Here is a 26158-nt window from a genome sequence, read left to right as displayed (position 1 = left end):
ACTCCCCGGCGACGACCTGCCCCCATGGCTCGAACCACCACAAGCAGCACAACCCGGACCCCATCCACCACCTCGCCCAGACCCAGCCTTCGACATCCCGCCCTTCTGACCCATGGCAGGCCGTTCCAGGGCCGCGCGGGCGTGCTGCCCGCGCGTCACGTCACCGTCCGCTGCGCTCGGCACGCCCGGCTGCCTGCTCACCGCCCCGATATGTACGACGAGTTCGGCACGCCCGGCAGATCAGCGACCCACGCACGCCGATCAACGCAGAGGCGACGTCGCACTCCCGGCGCCTGAATGAGTGAACAGGCCCTGACCGACGCAACGCCCAGGCCGTCGCCCCGCTTGGCCGGGCGGGCGCCGCCGCCAAACGCGCCACGCCGGCGGTACGCCGGCTCCACACCGATGCCACGTCCGCGCCGCGCTGAGCACAGGCCGCCCGGGGCCGCTGCGCTCAAGCCGGCATGCCGGCCGCTGGTGCCGCCCCTGGGGCTCAGGCGCTGGTGACCGCGCACTGACCACGGTCGGCCCTGGTGGGCCCGGCCGCGCTGGGACGCACATCGAAGTCGAAGATCACCGTGGGGATGTACAGCGAGCAGCAGGCGTTGGGGATGTCTACGATCCCGCTGATCCTGCCCTCGATGGGCACCGAGCCCAGCAGCAGATAGGCCTGTTCGCCCGTGTAGCCCCACTTCTTCAGGTATTCGATGGCGTTGAGGCAGGCCCTGCGGTACGCCAGCGTCGCGTCGAGGTAGTGGTTGGTGCCGCTGTCGTGGTCGACCGAGATGCCGATGAACGACAGGAACTCCGAATAGCGCGGCTCGACGTTGCCGGGCAGGAAGACGGGATTGGTCGTCACCCCGTACTTCTCCATGCCGCCCGGGATGAGATCGACGTGGAAGTCGATGAACCCGCCCATCTCGATCGCGCCACAGAAGGTGATCTCGCCGTCGGCCTGGCTGAAATGGAGATCGCCCACCGACAGCTTGGCGCCTTCGACGAAGACCGGGCAGTAGACGCGGGAGCCCCGGCTGAAGTTCTTGATGTCCTGGTTGCCGCCGTTCTCGCGGGGCGGCACCGTACGGGCTCCTTCTGCGGCGATCCGGGCGGCCACCTCGCCGCGCGCGGTGCCGGTGACGGCGCCCCGCGGCTCGGGTGGCAGTGCCAGCGCCGGCACACGGACGGGATTGGTGTCGATCAGCGCCTGTTCCCGCCGGTTCCATGTCGCGAGGAGATCGAGGGACGGCGCGGTGCCGAACAACCCGGGGTGGCTGATGCCGGTGAACCGCACGCCGGGCAGGTGCCGGGAGACCGCCTGCTGGCCGTGGAAGTCCCAGATCGCCTTGTAGGCGCCGGGGAAGTGGTCGGTGAGGAAGCCGCCGCCGTTGACCTTGGCGAATATCCCGGTGTAGCCCCAGCCCTGCCCGGCGACGTCACCGGACTGCTGAGGGATGGGACCGAGGTCGAGGACGTCGACCACCAGGAGGTCGCCGGGCCGCGCGCCCTCGATGGCGATCGGCCCGCTGAGCATGTGCGGGAGGGACAGGTCGATGTCGCGCACGTCGTTGGCCGAGTCGTTGTTGCCGATCTGGGCGTCGGTCCAGTCCCGGCACTCGACCCGGAACTCCGCGCCGGGCCGCACGGTCACGACGGCAGGGATGTCCGGATGCCACCGGTTGTGGCCGGGCACCTCCTGGTCCCGCATGGACCGCGTCTGGTCCACGTGGAAGACGACCTCGGGCATGGCGACCTCCTCACTGAACTCCGGTCAGCCGGCCCTTCGAACCACCTCGGGTTCGTGACGGCTACGTTCCTCCCGCGCGAAGGCCCCGGCGAGCGCGGGACTCAGCCGGGCCAGGTGCGGCGGGGTGAAGACGCGGCGGCCGGGCTTCCCGCATTGCGGGCAGTCCCGGTACGGCGACGCGGTCCCCATAGGCAGGACCACGTCGAACGGCCCGCACGCCGAGCACTGGAACTCATAGGTGGCCATGTCACCCCCGACACCCGCCGAATCGGACATGTCACCACGGTACGCCGAGCCGTTCGACCGCCTCGACGACCACCCGGGCGCCGTCCTCCCGCCCGACACGCTCGGCCAGATCGGCCGCCCTGCGCCGATGAGACGGGTCGGCGACGGCGGCGGAAAGGGCGGCGGCCAGTCGCGGGGCCGACAGCCGCCGGATCGGGATCGCCCCGGGGCCCACGCCCAGCGCGGCCAGCCGGCCGGCCCACAGGCGCTGGTCACCCATGACGGGCAGGCCCACGGCGGGCACGCCGGCGCGAATCCCGGCCGCCGTGGTCCCGCTGCCGGCGTGGTGGGCGACCGCGGCCATGCGGGGGAAGAGCCACTCGTGCGGCACGTCCCCCACACCGAGCACGTCGTCGTCCTCCACCGCCAAGCCGGCCGCGCCGGTCTGGAGCACGCCGCGCAGCCGGGCCTGGCGGAGCGCGGCCAGCACGATCTCGGTGTGCCGCCCGAGATCGCCGGAGCCCATGCTGCCGAACCCGACGTACACCGGGGGCGGCCCCGACTCCAGGAAGTCGAGCAGCTTCGTTGGAGGACGCCAGCCGGGTGCGCGCTCCGGCCACCAGTACCCGGCCACCTCCAGCCCCTCCCTCCAGTCCGCCGGGCGAGGCAGCACGGCGGCGCTGTGGCCGTGGTAGACCGGCCATCGCGTCTGCTCCCTTCGCCGGTAGACCGCGTTGGAGGTCACCGGGGGAAGCCCCAGCCTGGCCCGCAGGTGCTTGGCCGAGCCGGCGTGAGCGGGCGACGGCGCGGCGAAGAGCATCCGGGCGGCGGCGCGGTTGCCACGCCGGCCGAGCGAGCGGGAGAACGCCCCCGTGACCGGCGGGAAGTCGCCGGTCGGCTCGATGGGTTGCAGATGGACCCCCATGCTCGGGATCTCCATGGCTTCGGCCACGTGATATCCGGCGGAGGCGGCCGCCCCCAGCAGCAGCACGTCGGTGCCCTTCTCGGCTGCCGCGAGGATGCCGTCGGCCGTGAGCCTGCCGTACTCGGCGAACATTCGGGCCTTCGCCGCCGGAGACATCCTGGCTCCGCCGGCGGACACCGGCAGGAGCGGCAAGGGATCTCCGGCGACGGGGCGGAACTCCAGCCCGCAGGCGGTGACCAGATCGCTGTAGGGGGTATGCGCGGCGATCGCCACCTCGTGGCCCGCGTCGCGCAGGCGGACGCCGAGGCCGGTGTAGGGTGCGACGTCGCCGCGGGTGCCGATTCCGATGATCAGCACGCGCATGTGGAACGGCCTTCAGACATGGTTCGTCCTCTCGAGGGCGAATTACAATGCATTCGCATTGTAAAACGGCCGCCATCGGGATTCAATACGACCGCATTGGAAAGACCGGAGATGCCGAAGATCGTCGATCACGAGGCGCGGCGCAGGCACATCGCCGAGGCGCTGCTGCGCATCATCTCCAGGGACGGGCTCGACGCGGTGAGCCTCCGCGAGGTCGCGGCCGAGGCCGAGGTGTCGATGGGCATGGTCCAGCACTATTTCTCCACCAAGGACGAGATGCTCATGTTCGCCCTCGCCCACCTGAACGCCAGGATCGGCGAGCGGGTGGCCCGGGCGGCGGCAGCCGGATCGCCACGGGCGCTCGTACGGGCCGGGCTGCTGGAGCTGCTCCCCCTCGACGAGGAACGGGCCTTCGAAGCCCGCATCGGCCTGGCCTACCTGGCCCGCTCGGTCGTCGCCGAGGATCTCGCGGCGCTCCTGCGTGCGGCTCTGCCGTACGTCGTCGGCTTCTACGCGGAGCAGATCCGTACGGCGCAGGCGCTCGGCCAGGTGTACGCCGGGCTGGACGCCGGCAAGGAGGCGACCATCCTGTTCACTATGGCCCAGGGCATGGTGAACCCGGCGCTGATCGGCCATCTCACTCCAGAGCAGGTGGAGGCGGCGGTCGACTACCAGCTCGACCGGCTCTTCCCCAGCAGGTAGTCGCGCTCGGCGGCGTTGCCGGCGCGGGCGGCCGCCGCGTCGTACGCCTCGGCCGCCTCCGCGTGCCTGCCCAGCCGCCGGAGCAGGTCGGCCCGGATGGCGTGGAAAAGGTGATAGCCGCCGAGGTCGAGCCCGTCGACGAGATGCAGCGCGGCGCCGGGCCCGTGGACCTCGGCCACCGCGACGGCGCGGTTGAGCGCCACGACGGGGGTCGGCGTCAGCGCCAGCAGGTGGTCGTAGAGCTGGAGGATCTGCCCCCAGTCGGTGTCCTGCGCGGTGGGCGCGTCGCTGTGCACGGCGTTGATCGCCGCCTGAACCTGGTACGGCCCGGGCATGCCCCGCCGGAGGCAGCGGCGGACGATCACCTGGCCTTCCGCGACGAGGTCGCGGTCCCACCGATCCCGGTCCTGACGGGCCAGCGGCACGAGCGCGCCGTCGTCGCCGACCCGGGCGGCCCGGCGCGACTCGACCAGCAGCATCAGCGCCAGCAGGCCCATGACCTCGGGCTCGTCGGGCATCAGCTCGGCCAGCAGCCGGCCGAGCCGTACGGCCTCGGCACAGAGATCGTCGCGGACCAGGCGCTCCCCCGAACTGGCCGCGTACCCCTCGTTGAAGACGAGATAGACGACGGCGAGCACGGCCTGCAGCCGCTCGGGCAGGTCGGCGTCGCGGGGCACCCGGTAGGGGATGCGCGCGTCCCGGATCTTGGCCTTGGCCCGGACCAGGCGCTGGGCCATGGTCGGTTCCGGCACCAGGAACGCGCGGGCGATCTCCGCCGTGGTCAGCCCGCCGAGCAGCCGCAGCGTCAGGGCGACCTGCGCGGCCGGGGCGAGCGCGGGATGGCAGCAGGTGAAGATCAGGCGTAGCCGGTCGTCGTGCACGGGCCCCTCCTCGGCCGGTTCCGCACGCGCGTGCAACAGGGCCGCCTGGGCGTGCCGGTCCGCACGGGCAGCTTCCCTGCGGAGCCGGTCGATCGCCCGGTTGCGGGCCGTGGTGATGATCCACCCCGCCGGGCTGGGCGGCGGCCCGTTGACCGGCCACCGCTGCACGGCCGTGGCGAACGCGTCCTGCACGGCCTCCTCCGCGACGTCGACGTCGCCGAAGACGCGGGTCAGGACGGCCACGGCACGGCCGTGCTCCCGTCGGAACACGTGCTCGACCTCCGAGGCGGGCACGGGCGGCATGGACGAGGTCAGCTCCCGGCCTCGCCCTGGATCGGCCTGACCTCGATCGGCAGGGTGGTCGCCTCGGCCATCCTGCGTCCCCATTCGAGGGCGCCGTCGAGGTCGGGCGCCCGGACGATCGTGAAACCGCCGATGTGCTCCTTGCCCTCGGCGTACGGCCCGTCGGTCATGAGCAGGTCACCGTCCTTCACACGCACGACGGTGGCCGCGTGAGCGGGGTGGAGCCCGACGCTGAAGACCCACGCGCCGGCGGCCTCCATCTCCTGTCGCAAGACGGCGAGGTCCCGCATGATCGGTTCGAGGATCTCCGGCCCCGGCGGTTCCCCGTCGGGCTGGTAGACGCTGAGCATGTACTGCGTCATCTGGCGCTCCTTGTCGGCTTCACTGTGTCACGTACGGCATGTCATGTACGGCCGGCCTCGCGCCGCCCGCTCGCCCCCTATACGAACGGCTCTCCGCGATATCGACACCACTGGTAGCTTCCGGGGTGCTGATGCGGCAGATCCACTCGATCGTCGACGACTTCCGTGAGGAGATCACCCGCCGCCCGCCCAGGGCGTTCCCGCACTGATCTTCGCAATTTGTCGGGACCGTCTGGCACCTTCTCCACATGATCTTCTTCGTCTATCGCACGCATTACGAAGGACCGCTGAGCAAGAGGGTCCGTGAGCTTCCCGACGCCACCGTGCTGGACTGGTTCCGCCGGGGCTGGGCCGCCGTGGTGACCGACCAGGCCCAGGAAGTCGACGCCTGGCTCACGGCCGAGCTCGGTGACGATGTGTACGGCCTGCACACGATCTTCGATCGGGCGCGTGAGCACGGGCTGGCCGCGCCGCAGTCCTGGCAGGAGCTGCGCGATCTCCTCGAAGAACACCTCTACTACGAGGGTGAACTGCGCGTCGACGCGCACAGCGTGCGTGTGCTCACCGACGACGACGAGGTCATGCTGCCGTATTTCTTCTTCGACTCCACCCTCGCCGACCAGGCGTCATATTTGTTGCACGACGACTGGCCGCTCCCCTTCGACGCCGTGGAGGTCTCCGCCGAGGACGGCCCGGGCATGGTGCATGTCGTCCTGCTGACGCACTACGACGGCGACAGTGTCTGCTGGCAGCCGCCATTCGCCTTCCCGGGCGTACGTCTGCCGGACCTGGCGGCGCACCTTCGCACCACGACGGACGACCTGAAGCGATGGCCGGGCGAGCTGCTGGTGCTCCGGGCTCTCGTCGCTCCTGGGGAGGAGCACCTCGGTGCCGCGCTCGAACGCTGCAACCGCTGGCCCTCCTACGAGGAGGGCGCCGACGAGTTGTACGGCACGCATGAGGAGGCGCATCGTTTCGCCATGGGCCGCCTGGCGGACGCCGGCGCGTTGCTCGGCCGGGACGTGCGCCGGACGCTGGTGCGCTGCGACGAGCATCTGGCGCAGATGGCGATCCACATGAGCGACTTCTTCGGCTACCAGCAGTGGTTCGTCTTCGACGACGCGTGGACGGCCCGGCACGAGGACCTCGCCCGTTCGCTGCTCCGCTACGGCACGGAATGGGACCCTTTCGACTAGACCGGCTACATCGGCCCGGCTTCACGGCCCCGGGTGAACCCCTTACGCAGGCCGTAGGCGGCGGCTCCGACCGCGATGACCGCCGCGCCGGCGAGCACCGACGTGGGGGGCAGGGCGAAGGCCAGGCCCAGGCACCCGACCAGCCCGACCACGGGCACGATCCTGGGCGGGCGCCCCTCGTCGGGCCTGAGGGTCCACGCGGAGGTGTTGGCGACGGCGTAGTAGACGAGCACGCCGAAGGAAGAGAAGCCGATCGCCCCGCGCACGTCGGCCGTGGCGGCGAGCACGGCCACCACCAGGCCGACCGCGACCTCCGCCCGGTGCGGTACGGCGAAGCGGGGGTGCACGGCCGATAGCGCGTGCGGGAGATGGCGGTCGCGGGCCATCGCCAGCGTGGTGCGCGAGACGCCGAGGATGAGAGCCAGCAGAGAGCCGAGCGCCGCGATCGCCGCGCCGGCACGCACGACCGGGGCGAGTTCCGGCAGGCCTGCCGTACGCACCGCGTCGGCCAGCGGCGCGGCCGAGCCGGCGAGCAGGCCGGGGCCGAGCACGGCCAGGACGGCCACGGCGACTGCCGCGTACACGACCAGGGTGATGCCGAGGGCCAGGGGGATCGCCCGGGGGATGACGCGCTGCGGGTCGCGCACCTCCTCGCCTAGTGTGGCGATGCGGGCATATCCGGCGAAGGCGAAGAACAGCAGCCCGGCGGCCTGCAGGGTGCCCCCGAAGGTGGCGTCGGAGCCGACGTCCAGCCGGGCCGCGTCGGCGGAGCCGCCGGTCAGGCAGGCGGTGACCACCGCCGCGAGCACCACGAGGACGACGATGACGATCGCACGGGTCAGCCAGGCCGACTTCTGCACCCCGGCGTAGTTCACCGCCGTCAGCAGGACCACCGCCGCGACGGCAACCGCGTGCGCCTGGCCGGGCCAGACATAGGAGCCGACGGTCAGGGCCATCGCCGCGCAGGAGGCGGTCTTGCCGACCACGAAACTCCACCCGGCCAGGTAACCCCAGAAGTCCCCCAGCCGCTCACGCCCGTAGACGTAGGTGCCGCCCGACTGGGGGTAGCGGGCGGCCAGCCGGGCCGACGCGGTCGCGTTGCAGTACGCCACCACCGCGGCCACGGCCAGGCCGGGCAGCAGCCCGGAGCCGGCCGCCGTGGCCGCCGGGGCGAGCGCGGAGAAGACGCCCGCGCCGATCATCGCGCCCAGTCCGATCACGACGGCGTCGGACACGCCGAGGCGGCGTTCCAATCGCCCTGATCCGGCGGCGGCCGCCGATGTGCTCATCCACTCGTCCCTTGCGTGGTTCGTGAAGGTCGCCGCGTACAGCTTGCCCGACCGGTTTCCGCGCGCCTCAGGGTGGTGCCGGTTCCCCACCGATCCTCACATCCGAATCAACCGGAATGTGGTGATGCAGCTAACACAATTTCCCGAAATATCTGGTCACGCCCCACCTGTTGCTCATTACGTCAAGGAAGTGGGGAGATCTTCCCCGGTTCTGACCGGCCGGCGCCGAAGCCGGCCGTAGCTGTCGACCGAAGGGAGCGTCACCGTGAGCACGACCGCCGAGCGGAGCCGCGTGACCCGGATGCGGGCGGATGCGTCACGCAACAGGGAGCGCATCGTGGCCGCCGCGCGTGAGGCGTTCGTGGAGCACGGACCCGAGGTGACCTTCGACGAGATCGCGCGCAGGGCCGGGGTCGGCAACGCCACCGTATACCGGCACTTCGCGGATCGCACCGAGTTGATCCGCCAGGTGACCCTGGAGGTCATGAACAGGGTCGTGGCGCTGGCCGAATCCGTGCTGGACGATTCGCCGGACGCGTTCGAGGCGCTGCGGCGCTTCGTGCACGGGGCGGCGCACGAGCACATCGGAGCCCTGTGCTCCACCCTGGACGAGGGGTGCAGGCCACTCGCCGTCGAGCTTTCCGACCAGCGGATCAGGGTCGAAAGAGCTCTGGAGCGCATCATGGACCAGGGACGGGCGTCAGGGCTGCTGCGCCCGGATGTGGTTCCCGGCGACATCCTCATCGCGCTCCCCCAGCTCACCCGGCCGTTGCCCGGCACGGCGTGCCTGGGTCTGGAAAGGTTCTTCGACCGCCATCTCCAGCTGTTCCTCGACGGACTGCGTGCCCCCGCTCGCTCCGCTCTCCCGGGAGCAGGCGCCACGTTCGCCGACCTCCGACCAAATCCGCAGGGCACGACCATGTAGAAATTCCGGCCGCCCGCGCTCACCGCGCGGGCAGCCCGACAGCTCTCTTTCACCTGCAGTTTTTTTCTCCACACCGATAGTGAGTCGATTCATGCCTGAAACGGCCCCGGGCCGGCACGTCCAGCAGGAGGTCCAGCCGGACCCCCGCCGCTGGAGAGCCCTGTTTTTCATCGCCCTCGCTCAGCTGATGGTCGTGCTCGACGCGACCATCGTGAACATCGCCTTGCCTTCCGCCCAGACCGACCTCCACATCTCCGACGCCAACCGCCAGTGGGTCATCACCGCCTACGCCCTGGCCTTCGGCGGCCTTCTCCTGTTCGGCGGCCGCATCGCCGACCTGTGGGGCCGTAAGCGGGCGTTCACCATCGGCCTCATCGGGTTCGCCGCCGCCTCCGCCATCGGCGGGGCGGCCGTCAACGAGACGATGCTGCTCGGCGCCCGCGCCCTGCAGGGAGCGTTCGGCGCCCTGCTGGCGCCCGCCGCGCTCTCGCTGCTCACGGTGACCTTCACCGAGGCCAGGGAGCGCGCCAAGGCCTTCGGCATCTACGGCGCGATCGCCGGTGGCGGCAGCGCCGTCGGCCTGATCCTCGGCGGTTTCCTCACCCAGGTCCTCGACTGGCGCTGGACGTTCTTCGTCAACATCCCCTTCGCGGCGATCGCCGTGGCGGGAGCCGTCTTCGTCATCCGCGAGCCCGCCGGGGCCCGCAACGGCAGCGGCCTGGACATCCCGGGCGTCGTCCTGGCCACCCTCGGACTGGTGTCGCTCGTCTACGGCTTCACCCGCGCCGAGTCCGACGGCTGGACCGCGGGCGCCACCATCGGCCTGTTCGCCGCGGCCGTGGTGCTGCTCGTCGCGTTCATCCTGGTCGAGAGCAAGGTCCGCAGCCCGCTGCTGCCGTTGCGCGTGGTCACCGACCGCAACCGCGGCGGCGTCTACGCATCGCTGGGCCTGGCCATCATCGCCATGTTCGGCCTGTTCCTCTTTCTCACCTACTACCTGCAGGTCGTCAGGGGCTACACGCCGCTGCAGTCGGGCTTCGCCTTCCTGCCGATGGTCGTCGGCATGATCATCGGCTCGACGCAGATCGGCGCGCGTCTCATGACGCGTGTGGCGCCCCGCGTGCTGATGACGCCGGGCTTCGTGGTCGCCGCGGCCGGCATGCTGCTCCTCACCCAACTGAAGGTCGACAGCTCCTACGCCGGCCTGGTTCTGCCCGCCGAGATCCTGCTCGGCCTCGGCATGGGCACCGCGTTCATGCCGGCGATGAGCCTGGCGACCTTCGGCGTGGAGCCGCGCGACGCCGGTGTCGCCTCCGCGATGGTCAACACCTCGCAGCAGGTCGGCGGCGCCATCGGCACCGCCCTCCTCAACACGATCGCCGCCAGCGCCGCCACGGCCTGGCAGAAGGCGCACCTGGCCGAGGCCGCCACCCTCGGCAAGGCGGGCTTCGTCAACCAGGTGGCCGTGCACGGTTACGCCACGGCGATCTGGTGGGCGGTCGGCATCCTCGTGGTGTCCGCGTTGATCGCGGGTGTCCTCGTCAACGCACGCGCTCAGGGGGGTCGCGTGGTCTCCACTTCCGGCGACGGGGAGGACTCCCCCGCGGTCCCGGTGATGGCGCACTGACGGCGCCGATCCGCTGACTGTTTACGGCGCGACTTGGGGGGCCCGGCTTCTGCCGGGCCCCCTTTGACGTGGCCGTCTGCGCCGTCCACCTGCCCGCGCCACGCGACGGGGGCGGCGAAGCCTCCAGCGGCCCGCCCTGGGGCCATACTGGGGGTTCTGACATCGTCTAAGCTCACGGCGATGACTGGCCAAGATCAGGGCGACGGTGCCGGGGTGCACCCGCCCTTGGGGGACGAGGTGGACGTGGTCACGGAAGACACGCAGCAGAACGATGAAAAGCACGCACGCAAGAAGGGCTCCTTCTTGCGGGAGTTCGTGGTCCTCGTCGTCATCGCCCTCGGCCTAGCCTTGCTGATCAAGTCTTTCGTCGTCCAGGCCTTCTACATCCCGTCGGAGTCGATGGAGAACACCCTCCTCGTCAACGACCGGGTCCTGGTGAACAAGCTCGTCTACCACACACGCGACATCGAGCGCGGCGACATCGTCGTGTTCTCCGGCGTGGACTCCTGGGACCCGGAGGTTCCGTACGAGGAGCCCTCCAACCCGATCGCCAAGGCCTTCCACTGGGTCGGCACGGTGTTCGGCCTGGTGCCCGGTGAGAAGGACTACATCAAGCGCGTCATCGGCGTGCCGGGCGACACGGTCAAGTGCTGCGACGCCAAGGGCCGGGTGAGCGTCAACGGCGTGCCGCTCGACGAGCCCTACCTCTATCCGGGCGACGTGCCGTCCGCCCAGCAGTTCGAGGTGACCGTGCCGAACGACCGGCTCTGGGTCATGGGCGACCACCGTTCGCTGTCCTGGGACTCGCGCCTCCACACGGGCGACCCGGGCGGCGGCACGATCCCGATGGACAAGGTCGTCGGGCGCGCCTTCGTCATCATCTGGCCGTTCGACCGCGCCAAGATCCTCCCGATCCCCGACACCTTCGCCCAGCCGGCGCTGCAGGCCGCGGTGGCGGGCGCCCCGATGGCGGCGGGCGTCGTCGGCGCCGTCCCCGTGATGGTGTGGCGGCGCCGCCGTGCGGCCCGGCGGGACCGGGCGCGCACGAGCGGCTGAGCGGAACGGCCCTCAGCCGAGGGCGACCTCGACCGTCAGGTCGTGATCGCCCTCGGCAAGCGTGAACTCGGCGATGTTGCCGGCGGCGCGCAGGTCGTCCAAGGCCGAGCGGACCAGGCCGACGCCCCGCCCTGCCACGGTCACCCCGGCAACCTCCGCGCGCATCGAGACCTTCGCCTCCGACTTGGCCTTGCGGACCCGCCCGAGCACCTCGGCCGCCGCCGCGAGGACGGCCGGGTCGCCGGCCACGCCGTCCACCGTGCCGTCCGCCGTGCCGTCCGCCGTGGCCGGCCACGGCGCGAGATGCACCGAGCCCTCACGCCACCACGACCACACCTCTTCGGTGACGAACGGCATGAACGGCGCGAACAGCCGCAGCAGCACGTCGAGCGCCTGCCGCAGGGCGGCGTGCGCCGACTCGGCGGCGGCGTCCGACCCGTACGCCCGGGCCTTGACGAGTTCGAGGTAGTCGTCGCAGAACGTCCAGAAGAACCGTTCGGTCACCTCGACCGCCCGGGTGTGGTCGTAGGCCTCGAACGCCTGCGTCGCCTCGCGGATCACCCCGGCCAGGGCCGCCAGCATGGCCAGGTCGACCGGCTCGGTGACCTGCCCGCCGTCGCCGCCCAGCCCGAGCACGAACCGCGACGCGTTCAGGATCTTGATCGCCAGGCGACGGCCGATCTTGAGCTGGCCGGCGTCGAACGCGGTGTCCACGCCGTAACGGCCGCTCGCCGCCCAGTAGCGCACCGCGTCGGAGCCGTGCTGCTCCAGCAGGTCGATCGGGGTGACCACGTTGCCCTTGGACTTGGACATCTTCTTGCGGTCGGGGTCGAGGATCCACCCGGAGATCGCGACGTCCTTCCACGGCACGGCGCCGAACTCCAGATCCGATCTGACCACCGTCGCGAAGAGCCAGGTGCGGATGATCTCGTGTGACTGGGGGCGCAGGTCGGCGGGGAAGACCCGCCGGAACAGGTCGTCGTCGGTCTCCCAGCGGCCCGCGATCTGCGGGGTCAGCGACGAGGTCGCCCACGTGTCCATCACGTCGGGGTCGGCCATGAACCCGCCCGGCACGCCGCGCTGGTCCTCGGTGTAGCCGGGCGGCACGTCCGAGCTGGGATCCACGGGCAGCGCGTCCTCCGGCGGCAGCAGCGGCTCGCCGTACATCGGCTGCCCGAGCGCGTCCAGCCGGTACCACACGGGGAACGGCACGCCGAAGAACCGCTGCCGGGAGATCAGCCAGTCGCCCGTGAGTCCCTCGACCCAGTTCTCGTAGCGCACCCGCATGTGGTGGGGGTGCCACGACAGCTCGCGCCCGCGCTCCAGCATGCGGCGCCTGACCTCGGCGTCACGGCCGCCGTTGCGGATGTACCACTGCCGGGTGGTCACGATCTCCAGGGGTTTGTCGCCCCGCTCGTAGAACTTGACCGGCCGCACGACCGGGCGGGGGTCACCGTCCAGATCGCCCGACTCGCGCAGCATCTCGACGATCCGCTCGCGCGCGCTGTGCACGGTCTTTCCGGCCAGTTCCTTGTACGGCTCGGCCGCCACGCCCTCCGGCGGCTCGGGGAGCAGCCGCCCGTCCCAGCCGATGACCGGGCGGGTCGGCAGTTGCAGCTCCCTCCACCAGGTCACGTCGGTGACGTCGCCGAACGTGCAGATCATCGCGATGCCGGAGCCCTTCTCCCGCTCGGCCAGGTGATGGGCGAGGACGGGAACCTCCACGCCGAACACCGGAGTCCGCACGGTCGTGCCGACCAGCGACCGGTACCGCTCGTCGTCGGGGTGGGCGACCAGCGCCACGCACGCCGGAATCAGCTCGGGCCTGGTGGTCTCGATCCAGACTGGCCCGCCGTCCCCGTGGAAGGAGATCCGGTGGAAGGCCCCCGGCCATTCCCGGTCTTCCAGCTCGGCCTGGGCGACGGCCGTACGGTAGGTGACGTCCCACAACGTGGGGGCCTCGGACAGATAGGCCTCGCCGCGGGCGAGGTTGCGCAGGAAAGCGCGCTGAGAGACGGCCTGCGCACGGTCGCTGATCGTCGTGTAGAGCAGCGACCAGTCCGCGGACAGCCCCACCCGGCGCCAGACGTCCTCGAAGGCCTGCTCGTCGACGGCGGTGAGCTTGTGGCACAGCTCCACGAAGTTACGCCGCGAGATCGACACCTCGCGCTTGCCGGGCTTGTCCGGCGGCACGAAATCGGGGTCGTACGGCAGGGACGGATCGCAGCGCACGCCGTAGACGTTCTGTACGCGCCGCTCGGTGGGCAGGCCGTTGTCGTCCCAGCCGATCGGGTAGAAGACCGACTTGCCGTTCATCCGCTGGTAGCGGGCCATGACGTCGGTGTGCGTGTAGGAGAACACGTGCCCGACGTGCAGCGAGCCGGAGACTGTGGGGGGCGGGGTGTCGATGGAGTAGATCCGCTCGCGCGTCTTCGTCCGGTCGAATCGATAGGTTCCCTGAGCCTCCCAGCGGGCTACCCATACCGCCTCCAGGCCGTCGAGAGAGGGTTTCTCGGGCATGGCGGCTGGGCGCTTCAACTGTTCGGTCATGCGTAAAACGATAGAGCCTCTCCGCTGCGCGGACGGGCCGGCGGACGGCAGCGGTGCTTTTCCCGCAATCAGCGTCTCTTCCGGGGCGAAGTGGCGACAATGGCGCGGTACATCCCCCAAATCGAAGGGCCGGGCTCATGGCGGAAGAGTTGCTCGTCGAGGTCCCCGAAGAGCTCGCGCCGTATCTCGAGGGCGAAGGCGTCGAGGAGGTCGAGGATCTCAGGGACACCGGCCCGGCCGGGGTGGCGGGCGTGGTCGTCGACGGAATCAACCTCGGCGCCTCCATCGTGACGTTCGTGATGATCAGAAGCTCGGTCACCCGGTTCGTCGGGCGACTGGCCGACGCCGTGTCCCGGCGCGCGAAGGCCGAGGGCACGGCGGTGAAGGTCGACGTGGTGGTGCGCCGGGGTGAGGCGGAGACCAGGCTGCGTCTGGAGTTCGAGCGGGAGGGCGGACCGCAGCCCGATCTCGGCGCCATCGAGGCGGCGATCTCGGCCGCCTTCGACACCGAGGACTTCGACACCGAGGACAGGTAGCCGTGTTCGGCGGGACCAGGCGCGCGGCCAAGCAGGTGGCCAGGCTGGCCACGCTGTACGGCCAGGCCGTCAGAAGCAGCGACATGACCCTGTTCGAGCACGTTCGCGACGAGAGCTTCGAACTGACCGAGCGGCTGTTTCAGACCGTGGCCGCGGGGGGCGATCCCCGGCCGCTCATCGACGTGGCCCGGTTGTCGATCGCCTGCGAGCTCGGGGCGAACGACTGGCGCAGGACCGCCATCGTGGGATTCGGACTGGGCGCCGGGGTGGGCGCGCTGGCGATCCGGGAGGCCGGGCCCGAGGTCGACGACCGGCTGATTCCGCCCGGGGTGCTCTACCGGATGGCTGACGTGGTGGCCTATTCGGCCCACCGGGCGGGCTGGGCCCAGATGGGGGTGATGATGATCGAGACGATCACCTCCTGCCGCGTCGGCGACCAGATGCTGGAGCGCGCGGTGGAGCGGCTCGCGGCGACCGCGGACGGCCAGGCGGCCCTCCGCGACGCCCTCGCGGCCCAGCGCCATCTCATCGAGGAGGTACGCGGCGAGCCCCTTCCGGCCCCCGAGTCGGCGACCGTGCCCGACGGCACCCTTGCGGCCAGGGTCACCTCGATGCTCGCCGACGACCTCCGGAAGATCAGGTCGGCGGCGGCCTCCGGCGGCAGCTATCACCTGGAGCATCCCGGGACATACGCATTCCAGGCCGCGGCCGTCTCCGGACGCACGCTGCTCTACGTGATCGCCGGTCCCAGGGCGGGGGCCGTCATCAAGGTCGGCACCCGCCTCGACGGATCCGCGGAGAGCCTGGAACTGCCCGGGCTCGGGTTCGAGGAGGTGGAGAAGGCCCTCGACGGCATCCGTACGGCGCCGCGCGGCAGGACGTCACGCGCCGCCCGGCTGCACGAGGTGCTCACGCGGGTCGGCGCGGCCGTGTGGGGCCCGGTGCTGGAGCGCTGGCCGGAGCTGGCGGCCGAGCCGGTCGCGGTGGTGCCGGTCGGTGAGACCGCGCTGCTCCCGCTGTTCACCGCGATCACGTCGGAAACGCCGGTGTGCGCGACGATCGACCTGACCGTCGTCCCGTCGGCGCGCGGGCTGCTGCTGGCGAGCAGCATCCCCGCCGGTCAGGCGGCCGGGCAAGCCGAGGCGCTGGTCGCCGGTGACCCCTCCATGGCCGGGCCCCACCGCCCGCTCACGCAAGTGCATCACGAGGTCGCGGAGGTCGCCGACGTGTACCGCGTGCCGCCCGTCGTGCTCGGCGAGGACGGCGCTCCCCCGTTCCCCGAGCTGCTGGACCGGTTGTTGTCGGCCGGCACCCTTCACCTGGCCTGCCACGGCGTGATCGACCACTCCAGGCCGCTCGCGTCCACGCTCGTGCTCGGGCCGGGCCTGTCGCTGCGCGACGTCTGGACCAGGCGTTTCGCCTCGGCCCCGCTGGCTGTGTTGTCGGCGTGCGACGTCGGCGGGATCGGCGACCGGCACCCCGGCGAGCAGCTCGGGTTCCCGGCGGTGCTGCTCGCCTCGGGTGCGCGGTCGGTGATCGGCGCCCTGTGGCCCGTGCCGGACAGCCCTGACCTGGTGCGCCTCATGCGCGGCCTGCACGAGCGGATCACCGGGCGGCTCGCTGGGCGTCTCGGAGGCGAGCCGTCCAACGTCGCCCTCGGCCGGGAGATCGGCGCGCTCCACCGTGACGGCGTCTCCCCGTCCGTGTGGGGTCCCTTCTCGCACATGGGGGCCGCCTGAGCGGCTAGGGCAGGGTGACGAACTTGCCGAGGAACTCGCGGGCCGAGGCCGTGTCCAGCCGGTAGTCGAAGTTGGTCGACTTGCAGGCGTCGTCGTCGCCGCTGATCGTGGTGGCCACCAGCAGGTGCGAATCGGTGCCGCCCAGGAAGTTGGGGCCGCCCGAGTCGCCGAAGCAGGTGCTGCCGTCGGCCTTGGCGGTGTCCAGCGACAGGTCCAGCCAGTAGCGGCTGAGCTTGTTGAAGGAGATCGACGTGACGTGGCGCGTGTCGTCGTAGATGAACGTCGGCTTGCCGTGCCGGTGCAGCTTCGGGTTGAGCGAGCCGTACCCGACGGGGGTGAACCGGCCGGCCTCCAGGCCGCCGTTGACCTTCATCTGGTCGAGAAGGCCCTCGGTGGGCAGCTTCGCGGGGACGATTCCCTGGATGGGCTTGTCGAAGACGACGACGGCCATGTCGTGCAGGTCTTCCTTGGTCTTGAACCGGGGGTCCGGCACGTAGCGCCCGGTGTAGACCGCATCCCCCGACTTGTAGTGGGCGGAGAAGGTGATCCGGGCGGTCGTCTGCCGCTTGCTCCCACAGTGGGCGGCGGTGAGGAAGACGGTCGGCGAGATGAGGGTGCCGGTGCATTCGGCCCAGGTGCCGTCGTCGTGCACCTCGGACGCGAGAAGGGCGCCCACCTCAGGGTGGCCGGCGCCGTCCACGGACCCATTGGTGATCGCCCATGCGGGCGTGGTCAGGCCGGCGACCACCGCTGCGATAATCATGACAAAGGGGACAAAACGCATTCAGAGACTGTAACCGCCCATGGGCATATCCTGACATAGGTGGAAAGAAAGATCTACGCCCCAGCTGTCAGGTTTCGCGGACATCAAAAGGCCCCGTGCCGTCGGCACGGGGCCCCTCGTTTCCCGCCGTCACCGAGAAGGGGGGTGCGCGGGCCGGTTCTCAGTGCATTCGCTCGTGATGCCTGCCGTGGCGGTGGTGACGCCCCTCGTGGTGGAACCGGTGGTGACGCCGCTCGTGGTGGAACCGGTGGTGCCTCTCGTGCCGGTGGTGCCTCTCCCGGTGGTGCCTGCGGTGCCTGTCGTCAGGACCGGGGGGGCTGGTGGCGACGCGGGCGTTGCTCTCGCCCTGCGGTGCGCTGACGACCGTCTTGGTGAGGGGCTGGTTGGACGACGCCTGCGCCACCTGAGCGGACCCGAGCGTCAGGGCTGCCAGGAGCGCCGCGCCGAGCGACAGTGAAAGGCGCTTGCCATGCATAGGCATCTCCTCTCCGATTCGCATTCGCTCGCGGCGAATTGCGATTAATCCATCGTCAGCACCTGCCTCCAGCGCCGTCCAGACGAATTGACCCACACTGGGGGCTTGCCACCGGATTCCGCTCCAGTACGTGAGGAGATGCTTCCCGCGCGGCCGGCCGGAGAGGGCGGTCGATTGCCGTCGCAATGCCGATCGCATAGATCGGCCGGCCGGCGCACGCCGGGAGGGCGGGCCGTACCCCCGCGGTCTTTTTACGCGGCGCTGCTGATAGATGACCTCTGCGGGGAAACGCCTACGCAGAGGGAGAAGACATGACGACCGAATCCGGGCAGGTCTCGTGGTCGGGCCGGTATTTCGAGGACTTCACGGTCGGCGACGTCTACAGGCATCCGCTGGGGCGCACGGTGACCGCCACCGACAACGTCTGGTTGACCCTGCTGACCCAGAACACGATGCCGGTCCACTTCGACGCGCACTACGCCGAGCAGACCGAGTTCGGGCGGCGACTGGTCGACTCGACCTTCACGCTGGCGCTGGTCACCGGGCAGAGCGTGACCGACGTGTCCCAGCACGTGATGGCCAACCTCGGGTGGGACAGGGTCCGGCTGCCGCATCCGGTGTTCGAGGGCGACACGATCTATTCGCAGTCGGAGGTCCTGTCGGCCCGGGAGTCGCGGTCGCGGCCGAACGTGGGCATCGTCACCGTGCGAACCGCCGGTTTCAACCAGCGGGGCGAGATCGTCATCGTCTTCGAGCGGACCATGATGATCTATCGCCGGGGCCATGGGCCTGACGTGACGGCCGTCCAGCCGGTCTGGGACGAGCGCTCCCTGCGCGCGGTGGACGGGACATGAACGAACCCGGCGACGTGCTCGACCACATCCCGCCCGGGGCGGACGTGATCGTCCCGGTATGCCTCGGCGAGCCCGTCGCCCTGCTGGACGCCCTCGAGGCGAACGCCGACCGCCTCGACGGCGTCCGCATCCACCGGATGGACCCCTACAAGGAGCGCGCCTACATCCGAGGCGAGTTCGGCGACCGCCTGCGCCACGTCGACTACTTCCTCGGGCCCGGCTCGCGCCAGGCCTACTGGGACGGCCAGGTCGAACTGGTCCCCGCGCACTTCAGCGAGGCCGCCGCGCTCATGCGGAGCTCCACGAAATGCACCATCGCGCTCGCCATGGTCAGCCCGCCCGACCGGCACGGCTATGTCAGCCTGGGGACCAGCGCCGACTACACGGCCTCGTTCATCGGCAGGATCCCGTTCTTCGTCGAGGTCAACCCGCACATGCCGTACACCTTCGGGGAGAATCAGATCCACCTCGGTCAGGTCGCCGGGTGGTGCCGGTCGGAGGTGCCGCTGCCGGAGATCGTCCGCGCCGCACCCGACGAGCGCGACATGGCGATCGCCCGGCACATCGCGGACCGGATCCCCGACGGCGCCTGCCTGCAGGTCGGCGTGGGCCGCATCCCCAACGCGCTGCTGCCCGCACTGTCCGGCCACCGCGACCTGGGCGTGCACACCGAGGCCCTGTCCGACGGAATCGCGGACCTGGCGGAAAAGGGCGTCGTCACGGGGGTTCACAAGCGCACCCGGCGCAACAAGCACGTCGCCACGATCTGCGTCGGCACCCGCAGGCTGCTCGACTGGCTCGACCACAACGTCTCGGTCGAGATGATCCCGGCTGAATGGGTGAACGACCCGCGGGTCATCGCGAACGAGCCGAACTTCGTGTCCATCAACGCCACCAGCGAGGTCGACCTGATGGGCCAGGCGGCCAGCGAGACCATCGCCGGCCGCTACTGGTCGGGCTCCGGCGGCCAGACCGACTTCGCCCGCGGCGTGCAGTACTCCGCGGGCGGGCAGGGCTTCCTCGTGCTGCACTCGACGACCCGTTCGGGTGTGGGGCGTATCAACGTCCGGCTCACCCCGGGCAGCGTGGTCACCACGCTCAAGAACACGGTCGACAACATCGTCACCGAATACGGCGTGGCCGAGATGCGCGGCAGGAGCCTGTCCCGGCGAGCCGAGGCGCTCATCGCGATCGCCCACCCCCGCCACCGCGACCGCCTCCGCCACGACGCCAGGAAGGCCGGCCTGTTGCACTGAGCTACCGAGTTGACCGAGCTCAGTAAGGGCCTCCAGCCGGCCATCAAGCCGTGAGCCGAGCAGCACATCGAGCAGGTCCGCGACGCGCGCGCGGCCTGCGACGCCCGGGCGAACTCCTAGATTTGCCGCGTTGTGGGGCACAGGCTAAGTTCTCCGGCGGTCAACTAAACAGTCATCCCCCGGTCGGTGCGGAGGTTGTCGGTGCCCGAATCGGCGTCGAGCAGGCGGGATCGTCAGGAACGGTTCTCCGAGCAGCTACGCAAGCTCCGCGCCGAGGCGGGCAACCCGTCGTTCCGGGTGATGGCCGCCAGGTCGCGGGTCGTCAGCCATGCGACGCTGCACGAGGCGGCCAAGGGCACCCGCTTTCCGAGCTGGCCGACGACGGAGGCCTTCGTCGAGGCCTGCGGAGGCGACGTCGCCGAGTGGCGCAAGCGGTGGAGCGAGGCGTTCGGCGACCCGGAGACCCCGACGCCACCGCCCGCCACCTCCGAGGCGCCCGAAACAGCCGCGCAGCCGGACGCCGAGGGAGCCGTCATGCCGGCCGTCCCGGTCCCGGTCTCCGTGCCCGCCGTGATCCTCGTGCCCGCGCCCGCCCAGGGGAGGGCGCGGCGGACCGGCCGCGGCGTGGTCTTCGTCGCCGCGGCGCTCGGCGCGTTGCTGGCGGCGGCCGTGGTGTTCGCGTACGTCAATCTGCCGCACGGCGCGAAGCCGGTGCCGTCCCGGGAGGCTCAAGGCGAGCCGGCCCTCCAGCTCCCCGACATGACGCCGACCGAGCCGCGGTTCCCGGGGGACCAGAGCGTGTTCGTGGCCGACGTCACCATCCCCGACGGCACGGTCGTGAAGCCGGGAGAACGCTTCACGAAGACGTGGGAGATCGCGAACGTGGGCACCGTCGCGTGGCGAGACCGGTTCCTCGAGCGGGCGCCGCTGCCCGCCGACAACGGGACGTGCTCCACACCGGGCAAGGTGCGCATCCCCGACACCGCACCAGGAGCGCACGTGCGCATCAGCGTGCCCGTCATGGCGCCGGGCTCCCCCGGATCCTGCTGGGTCGGCTGGAAGATGGTCGACGGCGCGGGAGTGCCGTACCTCCCCGGCTCACGCCCCATCTACTTCGTCGTCAACGTGGCCGGCTGACGCTGTAAGAGCGTGTCAGAACCTGTCAGACGCCCTACCTGACAACGAAGATCGCCGCCCATGATGCTCCTTGCCGGCTCGTCCCATGCCGGTTCAGGGTCACCACAGAGAGGCGGGCAGTCGTGAATTCGGGGGCGTTTCACGAGTCCCATCCGTCCTGATCCGCACACGGGTCGGCAAGCGGCACACAAGGCGCCGGCGACGCATGCCCGGAAGCACCGCGGGGCGTCTCCCCCCGTCCGGCGCCACCCTCCTGAAAGGACTCTCGTGAAGTCTGGACCATCAAGGCTGCGCAAAATCTGCGCGCCTCTGGTCGGGGCCGCGGCGCTGTTCATCGCGCTGTTCGCCGCGCCCGGCACGGCGGAGGCGGCGGTCGGCCCGCACTCCTACACGGTCACCGCGACCCTGGACGGGCGCACGGCCAAGGACCTGAACAACCACGCCTACCCGAACAAGTACCCGTCGGGCAGCACGATCACGGTCATCTGCCAGGACAGCGGGCCCGACGCGTACGGCAGCACCGTCTGGGACCGCACGTCCGACAACCTGTGGGTCACCGACTACTACGTGAAGACCGGGCACTCGGGCTTCACCGACGAGGTGCCCCGCTGCGTCAACGGCAGCGCGCCGGGCAGCGGCACCGGCCGGCCGTACACCGTCTCGGCGACCCTCGACGGGCGCACCGAGCGTGACGTGAACAACCACGCGTACGTCGACAAGTACCCGAGCGGCAGCGTCGTCTGGATCCTCTGCCAGACGACCGGTCCCGACGCGTACGGCAGCAACCTGTGGGACCTCACCGACGACAACCTGTGGGTCCCCGACTTCTACGTCAAGACCGGCTACAGCGGCCCGACCCCGCAGCTTCCGCGCTGCAGCGGCGACGAGGTCGACCCGCCCGCGACCGGCCCGCACTCGTTCCCGGTGACGGCCACCCTCGACGGCCGCAGCGTCAAGGACGTCAACAACCACGCTTCCGTGGACCGGTACTTCGAGGGCCAGTACGTCGAGATCAGCTGCCAGGACAGCGGCCCCGCCGCCTACGGCAGCACGATCTGGGACCTCACCGCCGACGGCTGGTGGCTCCCCGACTTCTACGTCAAGACCGGCTACAGCGGCTTCTCCCCCGCCCTGCCCCGCTGCACCTCCGGCGGCGGCTCCACCGGCGGTCACTCGTACGTCGTGACGGCCACCCTCGACGGCCGTACGGCCAAGAGCCTCAGCAACCACGCGTACCCCGACAAATACCCGTCGGGCAGCACGGTGACCATCACCTGCCAGGCGTACGGCGAGTTCACCTACGGCGGCTCGGCCATCTGGGACAAGACCACCGACGGTCTCTGGGTCGTCGACTACTACGTCAAGACGGGCACGAGCGGGTTCGTCTCCGGCCTGCCGAAGTGCGACAACACGCCTCCGCCCTCCGGCGGCGACCCCTCCGGCTGGGACCCCGGTTCGCCGGCTCCGCCGTCGTCCACGCACCAGGAGAAGGTCAACGCGGCGATCGCGGCCGCCCGCGCCGAGATCACCAACCACCCGCTGTACGCGTGGGGCGGCGGTCACGGCGCCCACCCCGGGCCGACCCGCGGCTACTGCGACGGGATCAACGGCTACGACGAGACGGGTGCGTGCGCCGCGGACAAGCGCATCGGCTTCGACTGCTCGGGTCTCATGCGCTGGGCCTTCTACCAGGCCACCGGCGTCGACATCGGCAACGTGTCCACGTACAACATGTACGACCACCGGCCGTCCATCTTCGCCTACACCATTCACCGAGTCTCCGACCTGCAGCCGGGCGACCTGATCCTCAGCCGTCCCGACTCGAGCGGCCGCCCCGCGCACACGGTGATCGTCTCGAAGGTCAGCGGCTCCACGATCACGATCATCGAGGCTCCGCGGACCATCATCCCTCTGCGGGAAACGACGTTCCCGACCGACACCTTCATGGTCGCCTACCGCCTCGCGTAAGCAGCACCACTGACGGGCCCTCGCGTCTTCCCCGGCGCGAGGGCCTTCGTCAGGTTCCGCGGCGAGGGATAAGTGTCCTAATGCGGCCAAAGGTGGCCAAGCCGCGTGCGCGCGCTGTCACCATGTGTGAATGAGCGGCTGGCCCTGGCGCAGACGTGTCGCCGTCCCGATCGCCGGAGTCGCGATCCTGGTCGTCATCAGCTACGCCCTGGCCGAGCTGTCGGACTCCGACAAGGCGGCCAACTGGGCTCAGCTCGCCAGCCTCGCCCTCGGCGTCTTCACCCTCATCCCCACCCTGATCACCGCGTGGCGGCAGCAGCAGCCGAGCCGTACGAGCTCACCCGAGCAGGTCGACCGGGCCGAGCACACTCTGCGGGCCCTGGTCCGCGCCCAGTGGCGCGAGGAAATCCTCATCCGTGAGCTCGACGGTCCGTCTCCCCTGCCCGTCCGCTGGAAGGTCTCCGGCCTCGACGTGATGGACCAGGACGATCGGGTCGACCGTCCGCGGCTGCTGCGCACGCTGTTCGGGTTGGGCCGTGTGCGGTTCGACGGTCGCACCGACCGCATGCCCGAGCTGGCCGGCCGTTTCCGCAAGCTCGTACGGCGGCGCCTGGTGATCCTGGGCGAGCCCGGCATGGGCAAGACGACGCTGGCCGTGCTCCTGCTCCGCGAACTGCTGGAGGATCCCCGGCCCGGCGACCCGGTGCCGGTGTTGTTGTCGATGTCGGGCTGGGACCCCGAGGCAGAGCCCGTGCACCGGTGGCTGGGCAGGCGGCTGCACGAGAACTATCCCGCGTTACGGGCCGGCGAGTTCGGGCCGGACGGCGCGCGGGGTCTTGTCACGCACCGGCGCATCCTCCCCGTGCTCGACGGCCTGGACGAGCTGCCCGGCCCGGTGCGGCCCCGCGTCATCACCGCGCTGAACGCGGCGGCCGGCATCGACTCTGTGATCCTCACCTGCCGCACCCTGGAATACCAGGCCGCCGTCCACCAGGGCGGGGACGTGCTCTCCGGCGGCGCGGTCATCGAACCCCGGCCGGTCAAGGGCTCCGACGCCGTCGCCTACATCCGCGCGCGCCTCGCGCCCCGCCAGGCGCCCGCCTGGGCCGGGCTGCTCGCCGCCATCAAGGACGACCCCCGCGGTCCGGTCGCCGAGGCGCTGACCACGCCGCTGACCCTGTGGCTGCTGGGCAAGGTCTACATCGAGACCCACGCCGACCCCTCCGAGCTGTGCGACGCCGTACGCTTCCCGACCGCCGAGGCCGTCACCGAGCACCTGCTGGACAACCTCGTGCAGGCCGCGTTCGCCGCCGCGCCGCCCGAGAACGACCCCGGAGACCCGCACGACCACGACCATCCGTTCCGGCCGCGCCGCGTGTGGAAACCGGACGAGGCCAGGCGGTGGCTGGCATTCCTCGCCCACCACATGTCGGAGGACGGGAGCAGGGACTTCCGGTGGTGGCACCTGCACCGTGCGGTGTCGCGGCCCTGGAGCGCCCTGGTCGGCGGAGTGACCGTCGGCCTCACCGTGGGCCTGACCGTGGGCCTGACCAGCGACGTCATCGTGGCCTTCAGGAGCCCTCACGAGGGCAGCCTGTGGGAGGCGCTGCTGTTCGGCCTCGCCGGCGGGCCTGTCGGCGGCCTGGTGGGCGGGCTCACCGGCGGGTTCATCGTGGAGCGGGTCAAAGGCGCCGCCCTGGAACCCGCCTACGCCAACCTGCGGCTGCGCGGCCAGGTCGGCAGCCTCGCCGGGCGTCTCGTGCTCGGGCTGCTCATCGTGCTCCCCGTCGGCATGGCCGCCGCGTTCGCCCTCTGGAGCGTCGCCGGCATCAGCTCGCAGGCCGGAGACTTCGTCCTGTACGGCCTGCTGGTCGGCGCCGTCGGCGGTCTCACCCTCGGGCTGAACCGGTGGGTGACCACCCCGCTGACCACCGACCGGCCACAGGCCCCGCTCATCACCCTCCAGCGCGACCTGCAACTCGTGTACGGACGGTCCCTCGCCTTCGGGGTGGCCCTGGGCCTGGCGTTCGGCATCGCGGGCACGCTCGTGGCCGGGTTCTCCGGGCTGCTGCGCGGCGTCGCCGCAGGTGTCGCATTCGGGATCGCGGGCGGGGTCGTCTTCACGCTGACCTTCGGGTTCACCGGGGCCAGCTCGATCTATTTCGTCGCCGTGACGGCGCTGCAGCTGCGGCGCCGTGTCCCGCGGCGGCTGATGAGCTTCCTCGAAGACGCCCACCGTGTGGGCCTGCTCCGGCAGGCGGGCCCGGTCTACCAGTTCCGCCACGCCAGGCTTCAGGACCGTCTCGCCCAGCTCTACCGCGGCTGATTCCGCCGCACGAGCTCCGTGCCCAGCCGGTGAAGCTCGGCGCGCACGCTCTCCGGCCCCACGACCTCGACGAGCGCGCCCCAGCCGGCGAGGTGCTGGGCGATCATCAGTGCCGTCGGCGCGGTCACCCGTACGCGGACGCGCCCGTCGTCTGCGGCTCCGTCGACGACACAGTGGCGCCCGAGCCGGTCACGCAGGACGGGCAGGAACCTCGCCTCGATCAGCACCGTGGCCGACAGACCGGAGCGGCGCCGTTCGACCTCGTCGACGACCCGCTCCCACTCCTGCGCCAGGTCGAAGCCCGCCGGCCGCTCGGCGTCGAGGTCGGTCACGACCGCGTCTGTGATGCGATCGACGCGGAACGTGCGCCGTCCGTCTTCCGTGTCGGCCAGGAGATACCAGACGGCGTCCTTGTCGACCAGCCCCAGCGGGTCGACGAGCCGTTCCCGGTTCTTGTAGAGGAACCGGACCTTCCTTCGCCGCACGACGGCGGTCTGCACCGTCTCGACCAGCTCCGGCCTGCTTTGCGCATGCTCGCCCCATCGGGCGTGGTCGATCACGACCGCCTCGGCCGCGGCTTCCGCGTCGGCGCGGAACGTGCCGGGCAGGGCGCGCACGAGCTTGCGCAGCGCCGACCTGACCTCCGGGGCGGCCGACGCCGCCGGGCCCGCCAGCAGGAACAACGCCTGCGCCTCGGGGGCGGTGAGCCCGGTCAGGTCGGTTCTGGCCCCGCCGAGGAGCGACCAGCCGCCGCCACGCCCCGGTTGCGGGTAGACGGGCACGCCTGCCGCCGACAGCGCTTCGAGGTCGCGGCGGGCTGTGGCGACCGACACCTCCAGCTCGCGGGCCAGTTCGGCGGCGGTCACCTGCCCCCTCGCCTGCATGAGCAGCAGGGTGGCCACAAGACGGTCGGCGCGCATGAATCCAACCTGCCA

At 70.9% G+C, this 26158-nt stretch carries 22 protein-coding genes; 12 read left to right on the top strand and 10 right to left on the bottom strand.

What is annotated here, in order from left to right:
- Positions 1–493: 493 nt before the first annotated feature.
- The 3 genes from fmdA to Pth03_RS30105 are packed head-to-tail and all read right to left on the bottom strand — an operon-like array spanning position 494 to position 3257.
- Positions 494–1744, bottom strand: a complete 1251-nt coding sequence (fmdA, locus tag Pth03_RS30115; RefSeq protein ID WP_203947802.1) for a formamidase — start codon at positions 1742–1744, stop codon at positions 494–496.
- 24 nt (positions 1745–1768) lie between these two features.
- Entirely contained in the window at positions 1769–2020 is a 252-nt protein-coding gene (locus Pth03_RS30110; protein ID WP_203947801.1) for an FmdB family zinc ribbon protein, read from the bottom strand.
- Position 2021: 1 nt separating this feature from the next.
- Entirely contained in the window at positions 2022–3257 is a 1236-nt protein-coding gene (locus Pth03_RS30105) for a glycosyltransferase (protein WP_203947800.1), read from the bottom strand.
- Between the two features lie 111 nt (positions 3258–3368).
- On the opposite strand from Pth03_RS30105, the gene Pth03_RS30100 reads away from it, so the two are divergent.
- Positions 3369–3959: a TetR/AcrR family transcriptional regulator gene (locus Pth03_RS30100; RefSeq protein WP_203947799.1), complete on the top strand. Its 591-nt coding sequence runs from the start codon at positions 3369–3371 to the stop codon at positions 3957–3959.
- On the opposite strand, the gene Pth03_RS30095 is transcribed toward Pth03_RS30100, so the two are convergent.
- Both Pth03_RS30095 and Pth03_RS30090 read right to left on the bottom strand, forming a co-directional pair.
- Positions 3926–5143, bottom strand: a complete 1218-nt coding sequence (locus Pth03_RS30095; RefSeq protein ID WP_203947798.1) for an RNA polymerase sigma factor — start codon at positions 5141–5143, stop codon at positions 3926–3928. The genes Pth03_RS30100 and Pth03_RS30095 overlap by 34 nt on opposite strands.
- A gap of 8 nt (positions 5144–5151) precedes the next feature.
- Positions 5152–5505, bottom strand: a complete 354-nt coding sequence (locus Pth03_RS30090; RefSeq protein ID WP_203947797.1) for a YciI family protein — start codon at positions 5503–5505, stop codon at positions 5152–5154.
- Between the two features lie 248 nt (positions 5506–5753).
- On the opposite strand from Pth03_RS30090, the gene Pth03_RS30085 reads away from it, so the two are divergent.
- Complete coding sequence (locus Pth03_RS30085; protein ID WP_203947796.1) at positions 5754–6701, top strand: hypothetical protein; 948 nt, start codon at positions 5754–5756, stop codon at positions 6699–6701.
- A 5-nt stretch (positions 6702–6706) separates the two neighbouring features.
- Here the strand turns inward: Pth03_RS30085 and Pth03_RS30080 are convergent, their stop codons facing one another.
- On the bottom strand, positions 6707–7990 hold the full coding sequence (locus Pth03_RS30080; RefSeq protein ID WP_203947795.1) for an APC family permease: 1284 nt from the start codon (positions 7988–7990) through the stop codon (positions 6707–6709).
- A 265-nt stretch (positions 7991–8255) separates the two neighbouring features.
- Between Pth03_RS30080 and Pth03_RS30075 the strand changes: the two genes are divergently transcribed.
- From Pth03_RS30075 to lepB, 3 genes are all read left to right on the top strand, one after another.
- Positions 8256–8915: a TetR/AcrR family transcriptional regulator gene (locus tag Pth03_RS30075; RefSeq protein WP_239119470.1), complete on the top strand. Its 660-nt coding sequence runs from the start codon at positions 8256–8258 to the stop codon at positions 8913–8915.
- 91 nt (positions 8916–9006) lie between these two features.
- Positions 9007–10542 carry an MFS transporter gene (locus Pth03_RS30070; protein WP_203947794.1) on the top strand — a complete coding sequence of 512 codons (1536 nt, stop codon included), beginning with the start codon at positions 9007–9009 and terminating at the stop codon, positions 10540–10542.
- A gap of 180 nt (positions 10543–10722) precedes the next feature.
- Complete coding sequence (gene lepB, locus Pth03_RS30065) at positions 10723–11598, top strand: signal peptidase I (RefSeq protein WP_203947793.1); 876 nt, start codon at positions 10723–10725, stop codon at positions 11596–11598.
- A gap of 12 nt (positions 11599–11610) precedes the next feature.
- Here lepB and valS read toward each other — a convergent pair whose 3' ends face one another.
- A complete protein-coding gene (gene valS / locus Pth03_RS30060; RefSeq protein WP_239119469.1) occupies positions 11611–14148 on the bottom strand; it encodes a valine--tRNA ligase in 2538 nt (845 codons plus the stop codon).
- Positions 14149–14285: 137 nt separating this feature from the next.
- Here valS and Pth03_RS30055 point away from each other — a divergent pair, with 137 nt between their 5' ends.
- Both Pth03_RS30055 and Pth03_RS30050 read left to right on the top strand, forming a co-directional pair.
- The gene (locus Pth03_RS30055) at positions 14286–14684 is read left to right on the top strand and encodes a hypothetical protein (RefSeq protein ID WP_203947792.1); all 399 of its coding nucleotides are present in this window, start codon (positions 14286–14288) and stop codon (positions 14682–14684) included.
- A gap of 2 nt (positions 14685–14686) precedes the next feature.
- Positions 14687–16423 carry a CHAT domain-containing protein gene (locus tag Pth03_RS30050; RefSeq protein ID WP_203947791.1) on the top strand — a complete coding sequence of 579 codons (1737 nt, stop codon included), beginning with the start codon at positions 14687–14689 and terminating at the stop codon, positions 16421–16423.
- Positions 16424–16427: 4 nt separating this feature from the next.
- On the opposite strand, the gene Pth03_RS30045 is transcribed toward Pth03_RS30050, so the two are convergent.
- Together Pth03_RS30045 and Pth03_RS30040 are read right to left on the bottom strand one after the other, a co-directional pair.
- A complete protein-coding gene (locus tag Pth03_RS30045) occupies positions 16428–17186 on the bottom strand; it encodes a trypsin-like serine protease (protein WP_203947790.1) in 759 nt (252 codons plus the stop codon).
- A gap of 181 nt (positions 17187–17367) precedes the next feature.
- Positions 17368–17682 (bottom strand): hypothetical protein, encoded by a 315-nt coding sequence (locus Pth03_RS30040; RefSeq protein WP_203947789.1) that lies wholly within the window; start codon positions 17680–17682, stop codon positions 17368–17370.
- A gap of 311 nt (positions 17683–17993) precedes the next feature.
- Here Pth03_RS30040 and Pth03_RS30035 point away from each other — a divergent pair, with 311 nt between their 5' ends.
- The 5 genes from Pth03_RS30035 (at position 17994) to Pth03_RS30015 (ending at position 25223) form a co-directional block, all read left to right on the top strand.
- Positions 17994–18536 (top strand): MaoC family dehydratase, encoded by a 543-nt coding sequence (locus Pth03_RS30035; protein WP_203947788.1) that lies wholly within the window; start codon positions 17994–17996, stop codon positions 18534–18536.
- Positions 18533–19792 (top strand): acetyl-CoA hydrolase/transferase family protein, encoded by a 1260-nt coding sequence (locus tag Pth03_RS30030; protein WP_203947787.1) that lies wholly within the window; start codon positions 18533–18535, stop codon positions 19790–19792. Before Pth03_RS30035 ends, Pth03_RS30030 begins: the two co-directional genes overlap by 4 nt.
- A 201-nt stretch (positions 19793–19993) precedes the next feature.
- Positions 19994–20929, top strand: a complete 936-nt coding sequence (locus Pth03_RS30025) for an NBR1-Ig-like domain-containing protein (protein ID WP_203947786.1) — start codon at positions 19994–19996, stop codon at positions 20927–20929.
- 267 nt (positions 20930–21196) lie between these two features.
- Entirely contained in the window at positions 21197–22897 is a 1701-nt protein-coding gene (locus Pth03_RS30020) for an NlpC/P60 family protein (protein ID WP_203947785.1), read from the top strand.
- Between the two features lie 130 nt (positions 22898–23027).
- Positions 23028–25223, top strand: coding sequence for an NACHT domain-containing protein (locus tag Pth03_RS30015; protein WP_203947784.1), 2196 nt, complete (start codon positions 23028–23030; stop codon positions 25221–25223).
- On the opposite strand, the gene Pth03_RS30010 is transcribed toward Pth03_RS30015, so the two are convergent.
- The gene (locus Pth03_RS30010) at positions 25211–26143 is read right to left on the bottom strand and encodes a helix-turn-helix transcriptional regulator (protein ID WP_203947783.1); all 933 of its coding nucleotides are present in this window, start codon (positions 26141–26143) and stop codon (positions 25211–25213) included. The genes Pth03_RS30015 and Pth03_RS30010 overlap by 13 nt on opposite strands.
- Positions 26144–26158 lie beyond the last annotated feature (15 nt).

The organism is Planotetraspora thailandica, from assembly GCF_016863335.1.
Taxonomy (GTDB): Bacteria; Actinomycetota; Actinomycetes; order Streptosporangiales; family Streptosporangiaceae; genus Planotetraspora; species Planotetraspora thailandica.
The sequence above is the reverse complement of the archived record's forward strand: the minus strand, read 5'-3'. Positions and strand labels throughout refer to the sequence as shown.

What these genes read in the sequence shown, in the direction of transcription:
- Pth03_RS30080 (WP_203947795.1), bottom strand. Translation starts at nt 7,990, where the DNA reads ATGAGCACATCGGCGGCCGCCGCCGGATCAGGGCGATTGGAACGCCGC.
- fmdA (WP_203947802.1), bottom strand. Translation starts at nt 1,744, where the DNA reads ATGCCCGAGGTCGTCTTCCACGTGGACCAGACGCGGTCCATGCGGGAC.
- Pth03_RS30085 (WP_203947796.1), top strand. Translation starts at nt 5,754, where the DNA reads ATGATCTTCTTCGTCTATCGCACGCATTACGAAGGACCGCTGAGCAAG.
- Pth03_RS30070 (WP_203947794.1), top strand. Translation starts at nt 9,007, where the DNA reads ATGCCTGAAACGGCCCCGGGCCGGCACGTCCAGCAGGAGGTCCAGCCG.
- Pth03_RS30090 (WP_203947797.1), bottom strand. Translation starts at nt 5,505, where the DNA reads ATGACGCAGTACATGCTCAGCGTCTACCAGCCCGACGGGGAACCGCCG.
- lepB (WP_203947793.1), top strand. Translation starts at nt 10,723, where the DNA reads ATGACTGGCCAAGATCAGGGCGACGGTGCCGGGGTGCACCCGCCCTTG.
- Pth03_RS30110 (WP_203947801.1), bottom strand. Translation starts at nt 2,020, where the DNA reads ATGTCCGATTCGGCGGGTGTCGGGGGTGACATGGCCACCTATGAGTTC.
- valS (WP_239119469.1), bottom strand. Translation starts at nt 14,148, where the DNA reads ATGACCGAACAGTTGAAGCGCCCAGCCGCCATGCCCGAGAAACCCTCT.
- Pth03_RS30100 (WP_203947799.1), top strand. Translation starts at nt 3,369, where the DNA reads ATGCCGAAGATCGTCGATCACGAGGCGCGGCGCAGGCACATCGCCGAG.
- Pth03_RS30015 (WP_203947784.1), top strand. Translation starts at nt 23,028, where the DNA reads ATGAGCGGCTGGCCCTGGCGCAGACGTGTCGCCGTCCCGATCGCCGGA.
- Pth03_RS30055 (WP_203947792.1), top strand. Translation starts at nt 14,286, where the DNA reads ATGGCGGAAGAGTTGCTCGTCGAGGTCCCCGAAGAGCTCGCGCCGTAT.
- Pth03_RS30010 (WP_203947783.1), bottom strand. Translation starts at nt 26,143, where the DNA reads ATGCGCGCCGACCGTCTTGTGGCCACCCTGCTGCTCATGCAGGCGAGG.
- Pth03_RS30030 (WP_203947787.1), top strand. Translation starts at nt 18,533, where the DNA reads ATGAACGAACCCGGCGACGTGCTCGACCACATCCCGCCCGGGGCGGAC.
- Pth03_RS30040 (WP_203947789.1), bottom strand. Translation starts at nt 17,682, where the DNA reads ATGCATGGCAAGCGCCTTTCACTGTCGCTCGGCGCGGCGCTCCTGGCA.
- Pth03_RS30035 (WP_203947788.1), top strand. Translation starts at nt 17,994, where the DNA reads ATGACGACCGAATCCGGGCAGGTCTCGTGGTCGGGCCGGTATTTCGAG.
- Pth03_RS30045 (WP_203947790.1), bottom strand. Translation starts at nt 17,186, where the DNA reads ATGATTATCGCAGCGGTGGTCGCCGGCCTGACCACGCCCGCATGGGCG.
- Pth03_RS30105 (WP_203947800.1), bottom strand. Translation starts at nt 3,257, where the DNA reads ATGCGCGTGCTGATCATCGGAATCGGCACCCGCGGCGACGTCGCACCC.
- Pth03_RS30095 (WP_203947798.1), bottom strand. Translation starts at nt 5,143, where the DNA reads ATGCCGCCCGTGCCCGCCTCGGAGGTCGAGCACGTGTTCCGACGGGAG.